Annotated in this window: 20 protein-coding genes and 1 riboswitch; of the genes, 9 read left to right on the top strand and 11 right to left on the bottom strand. The window is 62.4% G+C overall.

The window, feature by feature from the left end; translation table 11 throughout:
- A partial coding sequence (locus tag AT959_RS16805) for a surface-adhesin E family protein (protein WP_338032529.1) occupies window positions 1-606 on the bottom strand: 606 nt, incomplete at its 3' end.
- A gap of 125 nt (window positions 607-731) precedes the next feature.
- Window positions 732-838, top strand: a riboswitch (TPP riboswitch).
- A gap of 40 nt (window positions 839-878) precedes the next feature.
- Here AT959_RS16805 and thiC point away from each other — a divergent pair.
- Entirely contained in the window at window positions 879-2,795 is a 1,917-nt protein-coding gene (thiC, locus tag AT959_RS16800) for a phosphomethylpyrimidine synthase ThiC (protein WP_066885557.1), read from the top strand.
- A 116-nt stretch (window positions 2,796-2,911) separates the two neighbouring features.
- Here the strand turns inward: thiC and AT959_RS16795 are convergent, their stop codons facing one another.
- The 3 genes from AT959_RS16795 to dcm are packed head-to-tail and all read right to left on the bottom strand — an operon-like array spanning window position 2,912 to window position 5,727.
- Window positions 2,912-3,289 carry a hypothetical protein gene (locus AT959_RS16795; protein ID WP_066885554.1) on the bottom strand — a complete coding sequence of 126 codons (378 nt, stop codon included), beginning with the start codon at window positions 3,287-3,289 and terminating at the stop codon, window positions 2,912-2,914.
- Complete coding sequence (locus AT959_RS16790) at window positions 3,290-3,652, bottom strand: hypothetical protein (protein ID WP_066885552.1); 363 nt, start codon at window positions 3,650-3,652, stop codon at window positions 3,290-3,292.
- Window positions 3,653-3,654: 2 nt separating this feature from the next.
- Entirely contained in the window at window positions 3,655-5,727 is a 2,073-nt protein-coding gene (gene dcm, locus AT959_RS22040) for a DNA (cytosine-5-)-methyltransferase (RefSeq protein ID WP_205629948.1), read from the bottom strand.
- A gap of 258 nt (window positions 5,728-5,985) precedes the next feature.
- Between dcm and AT959_RS16780 the strand changes: the two genes are divergently transcribed.
- From AT959_RS16780 to AT959_RS16755, 6 genes are all read left to right on the top strand, one after another.
- Window positions 5,986-6,510: a Spy/CpxP family protein refolding chaperone gene (locus tag AT959_RS16780; protein WP_066885549.1), complete on the top strand. Its 525-nt coding sequence runs from the start codon at window positions 5,986-5,988 to the stop codon at window positions 6,508-6,510.
- A gap of 14 nt (window positions 6,511-6,524) precedes the next feature.
- Window positions 6,525-6,968 carry a hypothetical protein gene (locus tag AT959_RS16775; protein WP_066885546.1) on the top strand — a complete coding sequence of 148 codons (444 nt, stop codon included), beginning with the start codon at window positions 6,525-6,527 and terminating at the stop codon, window positions 6,966-6,968.
- A 220-nt stretch (window positions 6,969-7,188) separates the two neighbouring features.
- Window positions 7,189-8,631: an efflux transporter outer membrane subunit gene (locus AT959_RS16770; RefSeq protein ID WP_066885543.1), complete on the top strand. Its 1,443-nt coding sequence runs from the start codon at window positions 7,189-7,191 to the stop codon at window positions 8,629-8,631.
- Window positions 8,628-9,914: an efflux RND transporter periplasmic adaptor subunit gene (locus AT959_RS16765; RefSeq protein ID WP_066885540.1), complete on the top strand. Its 1,287-nt coding sequence runs from the start codon at window positions 8,628-8,630 to the stop codon at window positions 9,912-9,914. Before AT959_RS16770 ends, AT959_RS16765 begins: the two co-directional genes overlap by 4 nt.
- On the top strand, window positions 9,911-10,639 hold the full coding sequence (locus AT959_RS16760) for an ABC transporter ATP-binding protein (RefSeq protein WP_066885537.1): 729 nt from the start codon (window positions 9,911-9,913) through the stop codon (window positions 10,637-10,639). Before AT959_RS16765 ends, AT959_RS16760 begins: the two co-directional genes overlap by 4 nt.
- Window positions 10,630-11,838: an ABC transporter permease gene (locus AT959_RS16755; RefSeq protein ID WP_066885534.1), complete on the top strand. Its 1,209-nt coding sequence runs from the start codon at window positions 10,630-10,632 to the stop codon at window positions 11,836-11,838. Before AT959_RS16760 ends, AT959_RS16755 begins: the two co-directional genes overlap by 10 nt.
- A gap of 81 nt (window positions 11,839-11,919) precedes the next feature.
- Here the strand turns inward: AT959_RS16755 and AT959_RS16750 are convergent, their stop codons facing one another.
- Complete coding sequence (locus AT959_RS16750) at window positions 11,920-12,207, bottom strand: hypothetical protein (RefSeq protein ID WP_066885531.1); 288 nt, start codon at window positions 12,205-12,207, stop codon at window positions 11,920-11,922.
- A 47-nt stretch (window positions 12,208-12,254) separates the two neighbouring features.
- Complete coding sequence (gene rnk, locus AT959_RS16745) at window positions 12,255-12,665, bottom strand: nucleoside diphosphate kinase regulator (protein ID WP_066885528.1); 411 nt, start codon at window positions 12,663-12,665, stop codon at window positions 12,255-12,257.
- Window positions 12,666-12,780: 115 nt separating this feature from the next.
- On the opposite strand from rnk, the gene AT959_RS16740 reads away from it, so the two are divergent.
- Window positions 12,781-13,683, top strand: coding sequence for a LysR family transcriptional regulator (locus AT959_RS16740; protein WP_066885526.1), 903 nt, complete (start codon window positions 12,781-12,783; stop codon window positions 13,681-13,683).
- 1 nt (window position 13,684) lies between these two features.
- Here AT959_RS16740 and AT959_RS16735 read toward each other — a convergent pair whose 3' ends face one another.
- From AT959_RS16735 to AT959_RS21280, 5 genes are read right to left on the bottom strand one after another with little or no spacing between them, the layout of a single operon-like run.
- Entirely contained in the window at window positions 13,685-14,383 is a 699-nt protein-coding gene (locus AT959_RS16735; protein ID WP_066885523.1) for a Crp/Fnr family transcriptional regulator, read from the bottom strand.
- 9 nt (window positions 14,384-14,392) lie between these two features.
- Window positions 14,393-14,650 (bottom strand): hypothetical protein, encoded by a 258-nt coding sequence (locus AT959_RS16730; RefSeq protein ID WP_066885519.1) that lies wholly within the window; start codon window positions 14,648-14,650, stop codon window positions 14,393-14,395.
- Between the two features lie 7 nt (window positions 14,651-14,657).
- Window positions 14,658-14,888, bottom strand: coding sequence for an HP1242/YdcH family protein (locus AT959_RS16725; RefSeq protein ID WP_066885516.1), 231 nt, complete (start codon window positions 14,886-14,888; stop codon window positions 14,658-14,660).
- A gap of 28 nt (window positions 14,889-14,916) precedes the next feature.
- On the bottom strand, window positions 14,917-16,260 hold the full coding sequence (gdhA, locus tag AT959_RS16720) for an NADP-specific glutamate dehydrogenase (protein WP_066885513.1): 1,344 nt from the start codon (window positions 16,258-16,260) through the stop codon (window positions 14,917-14,919).
- A complete protein-coding gene (locus AT959_RS21280) occupies window positions 16,241-16,606 on the bottom strand; it encodes a hypothetical protein (protein ID WP_157651348.1) in 366 nt (121 codons plus the stop codon). Before AT959_RS21280 ends, gdhA begins: the two co-directional genes overlap by 20 nt.
- Here AT959_RS21280 and AT959_RS16715 point away from each other — a divergent pair.
- Window positions 16,605-17,507: a LysR family transcriptional regulator gene (locus AT959_RS16715; RefSeq protein WP_066886437.1), complete on the top strand. Its 903-nt coding sequence runs from the start codon at window positions 16,605-16,607 to the stop codon at window positions 17,505-17,507. The genes AT959_RS21280 and AT959_RS16715 overlap by 2 nt on opposite strands.
- Window positions 17,508-17,563 lie beyond the last annotated feature (56 nt).

Below are 17,563 nucleotides of genomic sequence, written 5' to 3'. Positions count from 1 at the left end.
TTTCGGGGCGGGGGCGGGGGCCGGGCTTTCGGCGGCCGCCTTCAGGTTGGGGCGAATCGATGGAATCGAGCCATGCTCCTGGGTCTCGGCCGTCTTGACCGGCGTAGCGGCTTTTTCCGGCTTGACCATTTCCTTCTTGAGCATCGCCTCGTTGGCCTGCTTCAACTGGCCGGCCGCCTCGTTGGCCTTCTGGGCCACTTCAACCGGGCTTTCCTTGGGTGGGCGGCAGACTTCGCGCAGCACCTTGTCGTCGAGCGTGCCGCTGCGTACCGGCAGATCGTTGCCCTTGATCTCTTCTTCGCGGACGATTTCGCTTTCGTTCTTCTTGAAAATGCGCTTGATCGTGTTGGCGTTGCGCGAGCCACAGTCGTAGCGGGTGATCGCTTCGATGACGCGATAGCCGGCGCCGGACTTGGCGTCGATCAGTTCCTTTTCGAGGATGACCCGGCCCTGGGCCTGGACCTTGTTGCCGTCTTCGCGCTTGATGCTGGTGCGGTCGAGTTCGATCCGCTTGCCCGGCTCCGACGAAATCGTCTGCCAGGTCGGCGCGGCCGAGGCCAAGCCAGACAGGCTGACCAGCAGGGCGGCAATGGTTAGTAGGCGCATCTCAGATCCCTCATCTTATTCTTTAAAATTCCGACGCTTGTCGAGGATATTTCGGCCAATTTCGAGAAACCTTGAGCGCAGAATGCGATTTGTTGCATTTTGCCTGTATTTCCAGTAACTTGCGCTCCACTCGTTAGGGGTGTCGAGCGCCGTTTGCTGTGGCGGTCGACTGAGAAATACCCTTCGAACCTGACCGGGTCATGCCGTCGTAGGGAAACGAACTTTGTTGCTCCCCGTACGTCATACCCGCTGCACATACGCCCGGAGCCGCAATGAACGTCAAAGAACAATTCCTCGCCGCCAACGCCCACGTCGACGAGGCTGCAGTCCAGCCCCTGCCCAATTCCCGCAAGGTTTATATCCAAGGTTCCCGTCCGGACATCCAGGTGCCGATGCGTGAAATTTCGCAGGACGACACGCCGACCGCTTTCGGCGGCGAAAAGAATCCGCCGATCTACGTCTATGACTGCTCCGGCCCTTATTCCGATCCGTCCGCCAAGATCGACATCCGCAGCGGCCTGCCCGCCCTGCGCGCCGGCTGGATTGCCGAACGCGGCGATGTCGAGGAACTGCCCGACCTGAGTTCCGAGTTCGGCCGTATCCGCGCCGCCGACAAGTCGCTCGACGAACTGCGCTTCCCCGGCCTGCACCGCAAGCCGCTGCGTGCCAAGGCCGGCAAGAACGTCTCGCAGATGCACTACGCCCGCCAGGGCATCATCACGCCGGAAATGGAATACGTCGCCATCCGCGAAAACAACAACCGCCGCGCCTATATCGAATCGCTGCGGTCGACCGGCCCGCAGGGCGAAAAAATGGCCAAGCTGCTCGGCCGCCAGCACCCGGGCCAGAACTTCGGCGCCAACATCCCGGAAGAAATCACCCCGGAATTCGTCCGTAGCGAAATCGCCCGCGGCCGCGCCATCATCCCGAACAACATCAACCACCCGGAAAGCGAGCCGATGATCATCGGCCGCAACTTCCTGACCAAGATCAACGCCAACATCGGCAACTCGGCGCTCGGCTCCAGCATTCAGGAAGAAGTCGAAAAAATGACCTGGTCGATCCGCTGGGGCGGCGACACCGTGATGGACCTGTCCACCGGCAAGAACATCCACGAAACGCGTGAATGGATCATCCGCAACAGCCCGGTCGCCATCGGCACCGTGCCGATCTATCAGGCGCTGGAAAAGGTCAACGGCAAGGCCGAAGACCTGACCTGGGAGATCTTCCGCGACACGCTGATCGAACAGGCCGAGCAGGGCGTCGACTACTTCACCATCCACGCCGGCGTTTTGCTGCGCTACGTGCCGCTGACCGCCAACCGGATGACCGGCATCGTCTCGCGCGGCGGCTCGATCATGGCCAAGTGGTGTCTGGCGCACCACAAGGAAAGCTTCCTCTACACGCACTTCGAGGAAATCTGCGAAATTATGAAGGCCTACGACGTCGCCTTCAGCCTCGGCGACGGCCTGCGTCCCGGCTCGATCTACGACGCCAACGACGAAGCCCAGCTCGGCGAACTCAAGACCCTCGGCGAACTGACCCAGATCGCCTGGAAGCACGACGTGCAGGTCATGATCGAAGGCCCCGGCCATGTGCCCATGCACATGATCAAGGAGAACATGGATCTCCAGCTCGAATACTGCGACGAAGCCCCGTTCTACACCCTTGGCCCGCTGACCACCGACATCGCGCCGGGCTACGATCACATCACCAGCGGCATCGGCGCCGCGATGATCGGCTGGTATGGCACCGCCATGCTCTGCTACGTCACGCCCAAGGAACACCTCGGCCTGCCCGACAAGGACGACGTCAAGACCGGCATCATCACCTACAAGCTCGCCGCCCACGCCGCCGACCTCGCCAAGGGTCACCCCGGCGCGCAGATCCGCGACAACGCGCTGTCCAAGGCACGCTTCGAATTCCGCTGGGACGACCAGTTCAACCTCGGCCTCGACCCGGACAAGGCGCGTGAATTCCACGACGAAACCCTGCCCAAGGAATCGGCCAAGGTCGCCCACTTCTGCTCCATGTGCGGCCCGCACTTCTGCTCGATGAAGATTACTCAGGACGTCCGCGAATTCGCGGCGCAGCAGGGCATCGCCGAAGCCGAGGCGCTGGCGAAGGGGATGGAAGTCAAGTCGGTCGAATTCGTGAAGGCCGGGGCTGAGGTCTATAGCAAGGTCTGACCCGGTCAACTGCGAAAAAGCAGCAAAAAAGGCGACTGATTCAGTCGCCTTTTTGTTTTTTGGGATTGCTGCGGTCAACCGGAAAAAATGGCCAAAATTGAAATTTGCCGTGGCGCTCAATCTTTGGCTTTGGCCTCACTCAGAATTCGCTTGAGCGTGGTAATCCGACGCGCCAGACCAATTGGCGTTAATGAGTGAGGCCCGCGTTCTATGCGGAACTCAATGGGCGCATCGAAGTGCGCGACCTCCGTCAGCAGAAAGCAAATGCGATTGACGCGATGAAAGCCGGGGATGATCCACTCGTTCGAGCTTTCCCCGCAGTCCACAACGGTCCACACATAATCTGAGTCATATTTGAACGCGAGCTGCAAATCGTCGCCGTAGGTTTCGAGTCCATGACCGCCCCAAAGATCACCGAAGCGTGCCAATGGGTGCCTGAACGGGCGGAAGTATTCGTAGAACACGTCCTCGTGAAAGACGGTCGTTTTTTGCATTCAGATATCCCAATTCGGTGATAACTGTTCATCCCATTTATTCACCGATTTGAAACGTGCGATGAGTTCAGAAACTCTTCCCCAGGGTTCGCCGGTTATTTCTTCCGCCTCTGCCTGACGTAGTTCGTGGAAGGTATGCCAGACGTGGTCGTCTTCGGTGGGGCCGTCGCTGAACTTCCAAAGTTCAGCGTAGAGCGGTGGAATGCCAACCTGTTCGGCGATAAAAAACTCGTCGCAATTGAGTTGGGCGCGAAGTTGTTCGAGTTCTGTCTCAGTCGCGCGCCCTTCAAGTAGCAAACTACCCCATGACTTGTAGTTGCTGGCATCGCGATAGAGGTAATCGAAAATGCTGAATTCGGTCATGGCTATTTCGCCGAGCGATTGTCCAGAAAGATTTCAGCACGGTGGCGCTGAAGAAAGGCCGCATCGGGAACAAAGCGTTCCGGAATCTCAATTGCGCAACCTTCCAATGGCTTTAGAACGGACTGAACGAAAGGTTCGTCGCGCTTACGCAGTTCTTCGGACAGAACGATTTTCCAGTCGTCGCTCAGGGTAATCAGCCCTTTATCGAACGCGCGGTCATGGATAGCCGAAAGGCAAAGGCCATTACTCGGGTTCAGTCGGTTCGCTTTGTCCTTGCTCCACGGCACGATATGGCTGGCGATCAGCAGGCGCGGTTCGGAGAGGCCGGACATGCAGCAACGCCCTCGATAACTGGCCAGAACGGCGCGACGGAAGAAATTCTGTTTGATGCGTTGTTCGGTAAAGACGCGGCGGGTTTCGCCGGTGAAATCGTCAGGAATCTGGAAGTCGTCGGTTTTTGCTTCTTCCGGGCGGTCGACCGTAGGAATTAGGCCAAATTGCTCGCGAAGTTGCTCGCACTCAAGGGCCAAGCCTTCCCAGTCAGCGTGGAAGTCGGCCCAGATTTCGCGGTCGAGATTTGATGCGCCATCAAGGCCTTTGCGGCCGGTGCTGGTAATTGCCGGATCAAGGCTAGCGAAATTGACTAGCTTCATGGCAACAGCCGATGGCGTACGGCCGATCAATTCCGCCAGTTGAACAATTTCCGGGTTTTTCGAATGCAGCTTGCCGAACGGCAATTGGCAATACAAATGGAAAGCGAGCTTCAGTTGATCTTTAGTCCAGCGGCCAGAACTCATGATGTTTTCAGGCAGCATCACCGAAGTGCTTGCTGCCGGCTTCCTAGTCGTTAATAACGGAAGCATGAGTTTAGCCGTAGCGGCAACCATCGGCACGACAGTGGCATCAGCGAGTAGGCGATAAGCCTGCGTATCCGAAACCGAAATCCTGAACGAATCCGGAAACCCCATCAGCCGCGCACATTCACGCGGTGTCAGCCGGCGCGGGTTGATGCCTTCGCCTTGGTAAACAAGAATTTCGGAGCCATCCTTGTAGTAGCGGGCGGAGAGGGTGCGGGCGACGCTGTCGGGGTAGACCAGCCCGAAGCCGAATCCGTTGCCGGCGGCCTTGTGTTTGGCGGCGTAGCCTTGCAGGTAGGCCCAGAGTTTGTCGCTCAGGGTGTATTTGCTATCGACTTGCCCCTTGGCGTGGTTGAAGAAGCGGTCGCCGTCCCAAGCCAGCTTTGCTTCGCTGCCGTCCGTCTTGTGCAGGATTTCGGCCATGGTTCGCCGGCCCTTGGCGGGGAGCGGCAGGGCGTTCCAGTCGAAGCTGATCCGGTCGGCCTTGCGGAAGCCGACGATCATGATGCGTTCGCGGTGCTGCGGCACGAAGTGGGCGCCGTCGATGATGCGGGTGTGGATGTCGTAGCCGAGATCGTCGAGCGCCCGTTTGATGACGTCGAAGGTGCGGCCCTTGTCGTGCGACATCAGGTTCTTGACGTTTTCGAGCAGGAAGGCGCGCGGCTGCTTTTTCTCGATGATGCGGCAAACATCGAAGAACAGCGTGCCCTGCGTTTCGTCAGCAAAGCCGTGGGCGCGGCCAAGGGCATTCTTTTTGGAGACGCCGGCAATCGAGAAGGGCTGGCAGGGAAAACCGCCGAGCAGCACGTCGTGATCGGGAATGTCGGCGGCGTCGATTTTGGTGATGTCGCCGTTGATGCTGTGACCGCTCGGGTAGTTCTCGACATAGGTCTTTTGCGCGTAGCTGTCCCACTCGCTGGTGAACACGCATTGGCCGCCGAGTTCCTCGAAGGCCATGCGGATGCCGCCGATGCCGGCGAACAGGTCGATGAAGCGGAAAGCGGCGTTGTCGGCCAGCGGCAGTTCGAGCGGCAGCAGGCCTTGCAGGCCAAAAATGTAATGTTGCGGGACTTCCTGTTTGACCACCCAGTGGCGCACGGCGCGGGTGCTAACACCAAGGTGGGCGGCGATTTCGGCTTGCGTGTGCAGGCGCAGCGCGCTGGACAGGTAACGGGTGGCGAGGTCGGTGTCGGGTCCGGTGTGCAGTACGGTGGTCATGGCTTCCCCTTTTGTTGTTCTGGTATCGAAAGCGGAAATTACGCCGCTTTTTGTCCCAGAGCAAGTGCTTCGTTAGCTGTCTTCTCTCATGCTCATCAAGGCGCTTTGCCATCTCGCCTTCCGTTGTTCTGGCGAGTCTGTTACCCGATTTACGATCATTTACAGTGGGTTAACCGCCCTTAACTCGCCCCGGGGAGAGTATTCGTCCTGTCGCAGGTTCGTTGTTTCCAGCCTGCTTACCCCCGAAAGGAATACGACATGACGAATATTTCCCCCAGCCACATCAAGCGTTTTCTTGCCGCCGCCGGACTGGCGCTGGCAATTCCGCTGACGGTCGCGGCCAACCCGGGCGACCACCGCCAGCCGGGCGACTGCTCCGGGATGGAAGCGCGGGCCGCGCTCGGCAAGCGTGGCGGCGAGATGGGGCCGCATTACCTGCGCAGCCTGAACCTGAGCGAAGCCCAGCGCGACAAGGTGTTCGAGATCAAGCACGGGCAGGCGCCGCTGATGCGCGACAAGGCCAAGGCGCAGCAGAAGGTCGAGGACGATCTGCGCAAGCTGGCGGCGGCGCCCGATTACAGCGAAGCCAAGGCGCGCACCCTGGGCGAGGCGTTCGGCAAGTCGGTGGCCGAGATGGCGCTGGCCCGCGCCAAGGCAGACCGGCAGATCTTTGAAATCCTGACCCCGGAACAGCGCCAGCAACTGGCCGAGCGCAAGCCGGGTGACGATGCGCCGCCGCGCGGCAGGGGCGGTGAAGGCCGCACACCACCGCCGGCCCGTTAAGCCGGGCGCGGCCGATGTCAGGCGCGTTCAGTCGGCGCAACCGGGCTGCTGCGGCAGCCCTGGTTTTTGCCCTTTTCGGGCAGTCGACCGCAGCCATCGCCGAAAGCGGGCTGCCCGAGCTCGGCGAAGCCGCCCAGTCGGTGCTGACGCCGCAGGACGAGCGCCGCCTCGGCGAGCAGTCGATGGAGCAGATTGGGGCCGGCGGCGGTTATTTCGATGATCCGGAGGTCCGCCGAGCGCTGGTGGCGGGGGCGGCCCCCGGCGTGCCGGGCGGCAACGCCGGTGGAGCGATGTCGGTTTTCCCGGTAGCGAGCAGTGCGCGGCAGATCATCGCCATTCAGCGCCTGAGCGTGGCCTTTCTCGATGCCCAGCTGAAACAGGACCCGATCGCCCGCGAGTGGTTGGCCCGGGATGCCGGGCGCTGGCTGGAACCGGTCGGCGAGTTGCGCCGCAAGTGAGGCAATGGGGTCAGTTAAGGCAATGCTTCTTGAATTTGTCGTTCCCGCGCAGGCGGGAACCCAGTCAAAGCGCAACTCCTGGATTCCCGCCTGCGCGGGAATGACGCTTAACTGAACGGTATTGCCGCAAGTGAGGCCCTTTACCTATCTTTACTTGTTGTCTGCAGCGTCCGGCCGGTATCGCCCGGGACAATGGCGCCCTGTTTCAAGTTGAATCGTGATGAATAGACCAATTTTCAAGCCCGCTGCCTTTGGCCTACTCGTGGCGCTGCTCGGCGGCTGTACGCAGTTGCCGTCGGTTGGGCCAGATTACCAGCCGCCCAGTCTGGCCATGCCGAGCCAATGGACGGCGCCGCCGGTGGCCGAGCCGGCGCGCGAACTGGCTCGCTGGTGGCGGCAACTGGCCGACCCGGTGCTCGATGGGCTGATCGACGAGGCACTGGCCGGCAGCCTCGATCTCCGCCTCGCCCAATCGCGCCTGCGCCAGGCGCGGGCCGCCCGGGCCCAGGCGGTGAGCGGCTTTTTCCCCACGTTGAGCGCGTCGACCGCCGGCCAGCGCAGCAAGGCCGCCCAAGCGGTCAGCGCCGTTCCCGAGCGGACGATCTACGACGCCGGCTTCGACGCCAGTTGGGAGATCGATCTCTTCGGCGGCACCCGGCGCGCCGTCGAAGCGGCGACGGCCGATCAGGCGGCGATGGCGGCCAGTCTGGACAATGTCCGGGTGTCGCTGGTTGCCGAAGTGGCGCAGAACTATGTCGAACTGCGCAGCTATCGGCGCCGGCTGCAGATCGCCCGCGACAATCTGGCCAGCCAGTCCGAAACGCTGCAGATCACCGACTGGCGCTACCAGGCCGGGCTGACCGACGGCAGTGATGTCGAACAGGCGCGGACCAACCGCGAGCAGACGCGGGCCGGCATTCCCGATCTCGAAGTCGGCCTGACTGCGGCCGGGCACCGGCTGGCCGTGCTGCTCGGCCGCCAGCCGGGTGCCCTGCCCGGCGAGCTGGCCAGGGTCGCGCCTCTGCCGGCAGTGCCGGCCAGCCTCGGCGCCGGCATTCCGGCCGACGTGCTGCGCCAGCGGCCGGACCTGATTACCGCCGAACGCACGCTGGCTGCCGAAACGGCCCGCGTCGGCCAGAAGCTGGCGGCGCGGTTCCCCAGCCTGTCGCTGGGCGGCTCCTTCGGCTGGCAGGCCTACAGCCTGGGCGCGCTGGGTGGTAGCGACACCGTGCTGCGGGCGCTGAGCGGCACGCTGGCGGCGACGCTGTTCGACGGCGGCAAGCTGCGCAGCGCGGTCGACATCCAGAGCGCGGTGCAGGAACAGGCGCTGATTTCCTACGAGGCGAGTGTGTTGAGCGCGCTCGAAGAGGTCGAAAACGGGCTGACCGCCTATGCCGCATCGCGCGAGCGGGTCGCCGCCCGCCAGGCGGCGGCGACGGCGGCCCGCAGTGCGGCGGCGTTGAGCCGCGATCTCTACCAGGCCGGGCTGGCCGATTTCCAGAAAGTGCTGGAAACCGAGCGCACCCGGCTGACGGCCGAAGACAACCTGGCGACCGCTGAAGCCACCGTGCTGAGCAGCCTGATCAAACTCTACAAGGCGCTCGGCGGCGGCTGGGAAGCGCCCGCCATGGCGCAGCAATTCGAAGAAGGAAAACAATCATGAAGCAGCCCTCCGACCCTAGCGCCGAAGCTCTGCTCGGCTTGCTCAATGCCGCCCCGGCCAGCGGTTTCGGCCCGCTTCGCCGGCGGCTGTTGCTCGGTGGCGGCGCCGTGCTGCTGCTCGCCGGCCTGGCCCTGTTTGCCGGTGGCGGCCAGGGGCCGGCCGGCCAGTACCTGAGCGAAGAAGCGGCACTCGGCAATCTGCTGGTCACCGCGTCGGCCAGCGGCACCCTGCAGCCGACCAAGTCGGTCGATGTCGGCAGCGAACTGTCCGGCACGCTGGCCAGTGTGCTGGTCCAGGAAAACGATGTGGTCAAAAAAGGCCAGTTGCTCGCCCAGCTCGATACCGCCAAGTTGAAGGATGCCGTGGACAAGTCGCAGGCGGCGCTGGCCGCGGCCGAAGCCAGTGTTGCCCAGACGGCGGCGACGGTAGCCGAGGCGAGCGCGGCGCTGGCCCGGATGCGGCAGGTGGCCGAACTTTCCGGCGGCAAGGTGCCGGCCAAGACCGAGCTGGAAACGGCCGAGGCGGTGCTGCAACGGGCCGTCGCCAACGCGGCGAGCGCCCGGGCCGAGGTCGTGCAGGCCAAGGCGACGCTGAAAACCGATCAGACCAACCTCGGCAAGGCGACCATCCGCTCGCCGGTCGATGGCGTCGTGCTGACCCGCAAGGTCGAGCCGGGCCAGACGGTGGCGGCGCAGATGACGACGCCGGTGCTCTTCGTGCTGGCCGAGGATCTGGCCAAGATGGAGTTGCAGGTCAAGGTGGACGAGGCCGATGTCGGCAATGTGAAAAATGGCCAAAAAGCCACGTTCACCGTAGCTGCCTGGCCGGGGCGCAAGTTTCCGGCCAGTATCCAGCGCGTCGGCCTCGGTTCGACGACGACCGACAACGTCGTCACCTACAAGACCATCCTGCAGGTCGGCAACGACGACCTGGCGCTGCGTCCGGGCATGACGGCGACGGCCAGCATCGTCACGGCCAGCCGCGAGCAGGTGTTGCTGGTGCCGAACGCGGCGCTGCGTTTCACGCCGCCGACGCAGGCCGGGCCGGCGGCCAGCCGCAGCTTGGTGGCGCGGTTGATGCCCGGGCCGCCGCCGCAGGCGCCGAAAAACCGGCCGGCCGCAGCCACGCCCGGCGCGCCGCAGGTCTGGGTGCTCGGCGACCACGGTCCGCAGCCGGTGGCGGTGAAAACCGGGGTCAGCAACGGCCGCCATACCGAGATACTGGGTGGCGAGTTGCAGGCCGGCATGGCGGTGATCACCGAATACCAGGAAGCGAAGAAATGAGCCACCCGGAAGCGGCGCTGATCGCGCTGCGCGGCATCACCAAGACCTACGGCCAGGGCGCGGCCGCCTTCCAGGCGCTGCAGGGGGTCGATCTCGAGATTGCCGCCGGGGAGTTCGTCGCCGTCATGGGGCCGAGCGGTTCCGGCAAATCGACGGCGATGAACCTGCTTGGCTGCCTCGATACGCCGAGTAGCGGCGAATACCGTTTTCGCGGCATCCATGTCGAACGGCTCGACCGCAACCAGCGGGCGCTGCTCCGTCGCAACTGCCTCGGTTTCGTCTTTCAGGGCTTCAACCTGCTGGCCCGGACCTCGGCCCAGGAAAATGTCGAGCTGCCACTGCTCTATCGCGGCGAGCCGGCCGACGTCCGTCATGCTGCGGCCCGCACTGCGCTGGGCAAGGTCGGCCTGGACGGCTGGGAGCATCACACCCCGGCCGAGCTATCCGGCGGCCAGCAGCAGCGGGTCGCCATCGCCCGCGCCATCGTTACCCGGCCGCTGGTGCTGCTCGCCGACGAGCCGACCGGCAATCTCGATTCGAAGCGCAGCCACGAGATCATGGAGTTGCTGGTCGCCCTCAACCGCGAGCAGGGCATCACCATCCTGATGGTCACCCACGAGCCGGACATGGCGGCCTACGCCAGCCGCATCGTGCATTTCGTCGATGGCCTGGTGGCGCAGGATGAACGGAGCAGTCCGCCGGCGGAGGTCGACGCATGCTGCTGAATGCCCTGCTGCTCGCCTTGCGCGAGATCCGGCGCAATCTGATGCGCTCCTTCCTGACCGTGCTCGGCATCGTCATCGGCGTCGCCGCGGTGATCACCATGGTGACGCTCGGCAACGGCGCGACGCGAATGGTCGCCGACCAGATTTCCAGCCTCGGCAGCAACCTGCTGATGGTGATGCCCGGGCAGCGTCTCGGGCCGGGCCGCGACAGCGCCGGGGCGCCGAAATTCAAGAGCGCCGACATCGAGGCCATCGAACAGCAGGTGACCGGCCTGCAGGCGGTGGCGCCGGTGGTCGGCAGTTCGGTGACTCTGGTCGCCGGCACGCAGAATTGGTCGTCGACGGTCAGCGGCACGACCAACGCCTATCTCGTTGCCGGCAACTGGCGGCTGGCCGCCGGCCGCGCCTTCAGCGACGACGAGGAGCGGGCCGGCAAGGCGGTCTGCATCATCGGCAACACCGTGCGCAGGGAGCTGTTCGGCGGGCAGAGTCCGCTCGGCAACGCCATTCGCGTCAAGGGCTTCGATTGCGAAGTGATCGGCCTGCTCGCCGCCAAGGGGCAGGGCGGCATGGGGCAGGATCAGGACGACAGCGTGCTGATGCCGCTGCGCACCGCGCAGCGCCGGCTGACCGGCAGCCTCGATATCGGCAATGTCATGGTCTCGCTGAAGGACGGCACCAATTCCAGTGTCGCCATGATGCAATTGCGCAGCCTGCTGCGCGAGCGCCGCAAGCTGGCCGACAACGTCGATGACAATTTCAACGTCATGGATACCAAGCAGATCGCCGAAACGCTGTCCGGCACCATCGGCACGATGACCGCGCTACTCGGCGCGGTGGCGGCGGTCAGCCTGCTGGTCGGCGGCATCGGCATCATGAACATCATGCTCGTTTCGGTGACCGAGCGGACGCGCGAAATCGGCATCCGGCTGGCCATCGGCGCACTGGAGAGCGAAGTGCTGCTGCAGTTCCTGATCGAGGCGGTGGCGCTCTCCGCCTTTGGCGGCCTGGTCGGCATCACGCTCGCCTTCTTCGCCTGCTGGGGGCTGGCGAGGCTGATGCACATGCCTTTCCTGTTCAACCCCGCTATCAACCTGACCGCCTTCGCCTTCTCGGCGGCGATCGGCGTCATCTTCGGTTACGTCCCGGCCCGCCGGGCAGCGCAGTTGGACCCGATCGAGGCGCTGCGCCACGAGTAGCGGCGCCGTGAAAAATGCCTGTTTTGACCGGTTGACCGCTGGAGTGCCGCGATTGGCATGACGGCACCCATATAAGCCCCGTTATTGCTTGGCCGCCTGCGCCATCTCGCTAATCGCCTGGCAATAGCGGGAAAATCGCTCGACGCCCGATACGGTGCCGGTATGCCAGGCGAAAGCGTTGCCTTCGGCCAGGCAGCCGTTCAAACAGAGCAGCGTCATTTCCGAAGATTGTTCAAAAGCGGCACGGCTGACCTCGATATTGAGTTGGGTCAGTCGCTCGACAACGAGCAAGACGCTGTCGGTGAAATCGAGCGCTGCCGCCAGCGAGGTTTTCTGGGTTTCGGCGACTGTTTCAAAAATGAATTTCATAGGATTCTCCGTAACAGGGTAAGGCATGCATCTACTGGTTTTCTCGTCTATCTTGCCGCTTGGCTGACCGCGGCAACTTTCAGGCGGCGCACGGAGCCATCGGGAAAGTCCCAGGCAATTTCCTGCCCAACCCGCAGGCCGAGCAATGCACTGCCGACCGGCGTCAGTACCGAAATTTTCCCGGCCGTTGGGTCCGCCTCGGACGGATAGACCAACTCGATTTCGCGTTGCGTTCCGAGGCGTTCGTCCACATAGATGCAACGGGCGTGCATGGTCACGACGTCCTCCGGAACCTGTTCCTTATGGACTACAATCGCCCGATCCAACTCGTCTGCTAGCTCGTCGTTCAGCGCATATTGGCGCAAGCGCGCATAGTCGGTGGAACTGACGATGGGTGGCCACGATTCAGCGGATTCGTTGCTAAGGTTATGTTTTTTGGCAAAAGTGATATCGATCATGAGGACATCGTACTGCGCCGACCAGCATCACGGTAGGCCGCAAAGTGGCATCAAAATGTATCCCAATTGGCAACAATGGCGCCGCCATATTGAATGAACAGGAGCCCTGGCAGCAATGGCTGATTTGAATCTGATGGCAGTTTTCGCCCGCGTCGTCGAGGCCGGCAGTTTTTCCGAGGCGGCGCGGCGGATGGGCAGTTCCCGTTCGGCGGTCAGCAAGGCGGTGGCGAAGCTGGAAAAATCGCTCGGCGCCCACCTGCTCAACCGGACGACCCGCTATCTCAGCCTGACTGAAATCGGCGCCGCGGTGGCCGAACATTGTTCCCGCATTCTGGACGAAGCGACGGAAGCGGAAAAACTGGTCGGCAGCCTGAACAGCGAAGCGCGCGGCGTGCTGCGCGTTAGCGCCTCGGTCGCCTTCGGTACGCTGCATGTCGCGCCCGCCCTCGCCCAGTTTTTGCCGCGCCATCCGGAACTCAAGATCGATCTCAGCATTACCGACCGGTGGGTGAATCTGGCCGAGGAGGGCTATGACGTAGCCATCCACGTCACCGGCGACCCCCAGCCCAATCTGGTGGCACGGCCGCTGGCGCCGGTCCGGCGCAAATTGTGCGCGACGCCCGATTACTTCCGGCGGAAGGGCATTCCGCAAACCCCGGCCGATCTGGTCGCGCACAACTGCCTGGACTACACGCGCTCCGGCGAGCCGGGGCGCTGGCGCTTTACCGGGCCGGAGGGGGAAATCGCCGTACCGGTCAATGGCCCGCTCCATGTCGATGACGACGAAGCCTTGTCGCAAGCCGTCCTCGGCGGGCTGGGCGTCGGCCTGTTGCCGACGTTCATCATTGGCAAGGATCTGCAAAACGGCAATTTGCAGGCCGTTTTGTCCGAGTACATCCCGGTCGAGCGCTATGTCTATGCGATGTACTTGCCGACCCGCCACTTGCCGAGCAAGGTCAGGGTATTCATCGATTTCATGATTTCCCATATCGGCGAGGAGCCGTACTGGGATCGCTAGGCTATTCGAATTGATGCAGGCTCAAGCGTTGCAGGCTGGGAATCGTCAGGCGCCGCCCATCGACCTGAATCAGGTCGAGATCGCTCAGTTCGTGCAGGATGCGCGAAAAATGTTCCTGGGTCAGGTTCAGCCGTGAAGCGATGACGCATTTGGTGACCGCCAGATCGAGGGAGACGGCTTCACTGCCCGGCTCGCCATGCTCCAGTTGATTGAGCAGGTAGCCGATGATGCGCTGTTTGCCACTGTGCAGGCAGTAGCCTTCGACATCGAGCATCAGGCGATGCGTCCGCCGGGCCAGGCTGCCGAGCATCTTGCGCATGGTGTCGTGATTGCGCTCCATCTCGCTGAAGACCGCCGATTTCGAGACGTGCAGCAGCAGGCTGCTGCTGAGTGCCTGGGCCGAAACGACATAGGGCTTGTCGAGGAACATCATGGCCTCACCGAAGCTTTGGCCTTGTTGAACTATTTCGACAATCTTCTCGACGCCCTGGGCCGAGGTGAACGACAGTTTGACCTGCCCGAAAACGACAATATGGAAGCCGGTGCAGGCGTCGCCCCGATGAAAGATGGTGACGCCCTTGTCGCAGCGCACCTCCCGGGCGCCCTTGGCGATCAGGGCAATTTCTTCGTCGCCGAGGGCATTGAAGATCACGGCATTCTTCAAGTGCGTTTCGATATTGACCGGCTGCAAATCCCGCATGCGCTTCTCTCAGGGCGCCTGGACGGCAGCGGGCGTACCGGCGCGGTTGGTCAGCACGAGGTTTCTCAGCAGGGTTTTTGCCAGATCTTCCGGCTCGCTGTTGGCCAGTTGCCGGCTGGTGCCACCGGTTGCGGTCGATACGACAAGAATCATCCCGGCAATCCAGTAGTTGCCGGTGAAGACCTCGCCATCAATTTCACAGCTGACGGGGCGTCTTTCGTAGCGTTGATAAGCTGAATCGATCGTGTTGCTGCGCAGGCGTTGCATGCCGTCGTCAGAGCTTGGCGCGACTGAGGCTTATCTTCTGGAGCAGCGCATAGAGCTCGTCCTTGATGCTCAGCTTTTTCTTTTTCAGCACCTCGATTTCATCGGGCGTCCCGGGCTCCAGCCGGGACTCCATGTTCTTGATCCGCTGATCGAGCGTGTTGTGCTTGTCGAACAGAGTCTGGAAGTACCGGTCGGTGGTCTTCAATTCGGAAATCAGGTCGCGATATTCAGGGAACATGGAAAGCTCCTTCGGTATTGAAACGGATTTAAATGACACCCTGGGCAAGCATGGCATCGGCCACCTTGACGAAGCCGGCAATGTTGGCGCCATTGACGTAGCTCACCTTGCCGTCCGCATCGCGTCCATAAATCAGGCAGGCCTCATGGATGTTGCACATGATTTCGTACAGACGGGCATCGACTTCGTCGCGTTGCCAGGACAGGCGCATGGCGTTCTGGCTCATTTCCAGGCCGGACGTCGCCACGCCGCCAGCATTGCTCGCCTTGCCCGGGGCATAGAGCACGCCATGGCCTTCGAAGACCTTCACGGCCTCGGCGGTCGATGGCATGTTGGCGCCTTCGGCAACGCAGATCACGCCGTTCTTGACCAGCCGCTGGGCATCGTCGCCGTCCAGTTCGTTTTGCGTTGCGCAAGGCAGGGCGACGTCCACCGGCACGTGCCAGGGGCGCAATCCGGGGTGGAAGGCGGCGCCAACCCGCTTGGCGTAATCGCTGACGCGACCGTAGAGATGGTTTTTTACCTCCATCAGATCGGCCAGCTTTTCCGGCGTAAAGCCGCTTTCGTCGACCACCGTGCCGCTCGAATCCGACACCGTGACGACCTTGGCACCCAGGGTCATGGCTTTCTCGACCGAATACTGGGCGACATTGCCGGCCCCGGAAACGCTGACCCGCAGGCCGTCGAAGCTGCGGCCGTGCTGCCTGAGCATTTGTTCTGCGAAATAGACCGTGCCGTAGCCGGTCGCTTCGGGACGGATCAGCGAGCCGCCGAAACTCAAGCCCTTGCCGGTGAAGACGCAATCGGCCCGGTTGGACAGTTTTTTCATCATGCCGGCCATGAAGCCGACTTCGCGCCCGCCGACGCCGATATCACCGGCCGGAACGTCGGTATCGGCACCGACATGGCGGAATAACTCGCTGACGAAAGCCTGGCAGAAGCGCATCACTTCGCCCGGACTACGGCCTTTCGGATCAAAGTCGGAGCCGCCCTTGCCGCCGCCCATCGGCAAGGTGGTCAGGGCGTTCTTGAAGGTCTGCTCGAAAGCCAGGAACTTGAGGATGGACAGGTTGACCGAAGGGTGGAAGCGAATGCCGCCCTTGTAGGGGCCGATGGCCGAGGAGTGCTGGATGCGGTAGCCGCGATTGACTTGGACCTCGCCATGATCGTCCACCCACGCGACGCGGAACATGATGACCCGCTCCGGTTCGACCAGGCGGTCGAGCAGGCCGTGTTCGGCATATTTCGGGTGGCGCGCGATGTACGGCCACAAGCTTTCGATGACTTCGCTGACCGCTTGCAGGAATTCCGGCTGCCCCGGATTGCGGCTGGCCACTTGCTGGATGAAGTCCTCAAAATTCTGGTAACGCATCGTCTCTCCCCTGCTTCCTTGCTTGGTGATTTTTTGAAAATTGCGCCGAACCCAAACCGTCGCGCCCGGGCAAATCCGCCTTGAATTGATACTCGAACGGCGACAATTGGCGCCCCGATTTGGTGCGAAAAATCGAGGTGGGGCGAGAGCGGACGCAGATGGGTGTGCCAACGGCCATGGCGAACGAACTAAAATTGGGCATTCTCAGCGACTGTTTGGCGTTATCTCGAGAAGGCCTGGCTCGACCGTTTTGGGAAGCTTTGATGATAGGGTCGGAAACTGTGCTTGATAAGCCACCCTTTTTGAACAAAACTGTTTCCATTTTGATAACAGTCGAGAGCTTCATGCACGACATCAATGACATGCTGTTCTTCGCCCACGTGGTCAAGGTCCGAAGCTTTTCCGAGGCGGCGCGCCGGCTCGATGTCTCCAAGTCGCGGGTGAGCAAGGCGATCGCCCGGCTGGAGAGCGGCCTCGGCGTCCGGTTGCTGCATCGGAGCACGCGCAGCCTGAGCCTGACCGATGTCGGCGAGGCGTACTTCGAGCACTGCGACCGGATACTGGAAGAGCTGAGCCTGGCCGACACGACGATTTCCCGCCTGCACCAGGAGCCGCGCGGCAAACTGAAGATCAGCGCTCCCGTGGCGTTCAGTACCATGCATGTGGCCTCGGCCTTGCCCGACTTCATGGCCCGCTATCCCGACCTGAGCGTCGATCTGACGATCAGCGACCGATTGGTCGACCTGGCTGACGAGGGCTACGACATCGCCCTGCGGATTACCCGCGAGCCCGGCCAGAACCTCGTCGCCCGTCAATTGGCGCCGATCCGGCGAAAGATCTGCGCCAGCCCGTCCTACCTCGCCCGCCGGGGCATTCCGCTCGTTCCCGAGGATCTCGGCGAACACAATTGTCTGGACTACACCTTCATGAATACCCAAGGGGTGTGGCACCTCAACGGCTACAACGGCGATGTCTCGATCCCGGTCGCCGGTACCCTGCGCATCAATGACGACGAGGCGCTGTCGCAGGCTGTGCTCGGCGGGCTCGGCCTGGCCTTGCTGCCCACCTTCATCGTCGGCAAGGATTTGCAGGAAGGCCGCCTGGTCGAGGTGTTGCCCGGCTATGTGCCAACCGAACGTTTCATCTACGCCGTGCATCTGCCGAACCGGCATTTGCCGTTGAAAGTCCGTACCTTCATTGAATTCCTGCTCCAGCGTTTTGGGCCGACCCCGTACTGGGATCGCTAAAAGGGGGGGGCTCGCTACCGACCCAGCAAGAACATTGGTTGACAGAAGGTTCACCG

Source organism: Dechloromonas denitrificans, from assembly GCF_001551835.1.
Classification (GTDB): Bacteria; Pseudomonadota; Gammaproteobacteria; order Burkholderiales; family Rhodocyclaceae; genus Azonexus; species Azonexus denitrificans.
This window is presented reverse-complemented; position numbering and strand designations above follow the sequence as displayed.

What these genes read in the sequence shown, in the direction of transcription:
- dcm (WP_205629948.1), bottom strand. Translation starts at nt 5,727, where the DNA reads ATGACCACCGTACTGCACACCGGACCCGACACCGACCTCGCCACCCGT.
- rnk (WP_066885528.1), bottom strand. Translation starts at nt 12,665, where the DNA reads ATGATCGATATCACTTTTGCCAAAAAACATAACCTTAGCAACGAATCC.
- AT959_RS16750 (WP_066885531.1), bottom strand. Translation starts at nt 12,207, where the DNA reads ATGAAATTCATTTTTGAAACAGTCGCCGAAACCCAGAAAACCTCGCTG.
- gdhA (WP_066885513.1), bottom strand. Translation starts at nt 16,260, where the DNA reads ATGCGTTACCAGAATTTTGAGGACTTCATCCAGCAAGTGGCCAGCCGC.
- AT959_RS21280 (WP_157651348.1), bottom strand. Translation starts at nt 16,606, where the DNA reads ATGAAGCTCTCGACTGTTATCAAAATGGAAACAGTTTTGTTCAAAAAG.
- AT959_RS16730 (WP_066885519.1), bottom strand. Translation starts at nt 14,650, where the DNA reads ATGCAACGCCTGCGCAGCAACACGATCGATTCAGCTTATCAACGCTAC.
- AT959_RS16790 (WP_066885552.1), bottom strand. Translation starts at nt 3,652, where the DNA reads ATGACCGAATTCAGCATTTTCGATTACCTCTATCGCGATGCCAGCAAC.
- AT959_RS16760 (WP_066885537.1), top strand. Translation starts at nt 9,911, where the DNA reads ATGAGCCACCCGGAAGCGGCGCTGATCGCGCTGCGCGGCATCACCAAG.
- AT959_RS16780 (WP_066885549.1), top strand. Translation starts at nt 5,986, where the DNA reads ATGACGAATATTTCCCCCAGCCACATCAAGCGTTTTCTTGCCGCCGCC.
- AT959_RS16735 (WP_066885523.1), bottom strand. Translation starts at nt 14,383, where the DNA reads ATGCGGGATTTGCAGCCGGTCAATATCGAAACGCACTTGAAGAATGCC.
- AT959_RS16795 (WP_066885554.1), bottom strand. Translation starts at nt 3,289, where the DNA reads ATGCAAAAAACGACCGTCTTTCACGAGGACGTGTTCTACGAATACTTC.
- AT959_RS16755 (WP_066885534.1), top strand. Translation starts at nt 10,630, where the DNA reads ATGCTGCTGAATGCCCTGCTGCTCGCCTTGCGCGAGATCCGGCGCAAT.
- AT959_RS16765 (WP_066885540.1), top strand. Translation starts at nt 8,628, where the DNA reads ATGAAGCAGCCCTCCGACCCTAGCGCCGAAGCTCTGCTCGGCTTGCTC.
- AT959_RS16725 (WP_066885516.1), bottom strand. Translation starts at nt 14,888, where the DNA reads ATGTTCCCTGAATATCGCGACCTGATTTCCGAATTGAAGACCACCGAC.
- AT959_RS16740 (WP_066885526.1), top strand. Translation starts at nt 12,781, where the DNA reads ATGGCTGATTTGAATCTGATGGCAGTTTTCGCCCGCGTCGTCGAGGCC.
- AT959_RS16770 (WP_066885543.1), top strand. Translation starts at nt 7,189, where the DNA reads ATGAATAGACCAATTTTCAAGCCCGCTGCCTTTGGCCTACTCGTGGCG.
- thiC (WP_066885557.1), top strand. Translation starts at nt 879, where the DNA reads ATGAACGTCAAAGAACAATTCCTCGCCGCCAACGCCCACGTCGACGAG.
- AT959_RS16715 (WP_066886437.1), top strand. Translation starts at nt 16,605, where the DNA reads ATGCACGACATCAATGACATGCTGTTCTTCGCCCACGTGGTCAAGGTC.
- AT959_RS16775 (WP_066885546.1), top strand. Translation starts at nt 6,525, where the DNA reads ATGTCAGGCGCGTTCAGTCGGCGCAACCGGGCTGCTGCGGCAGCCCTG.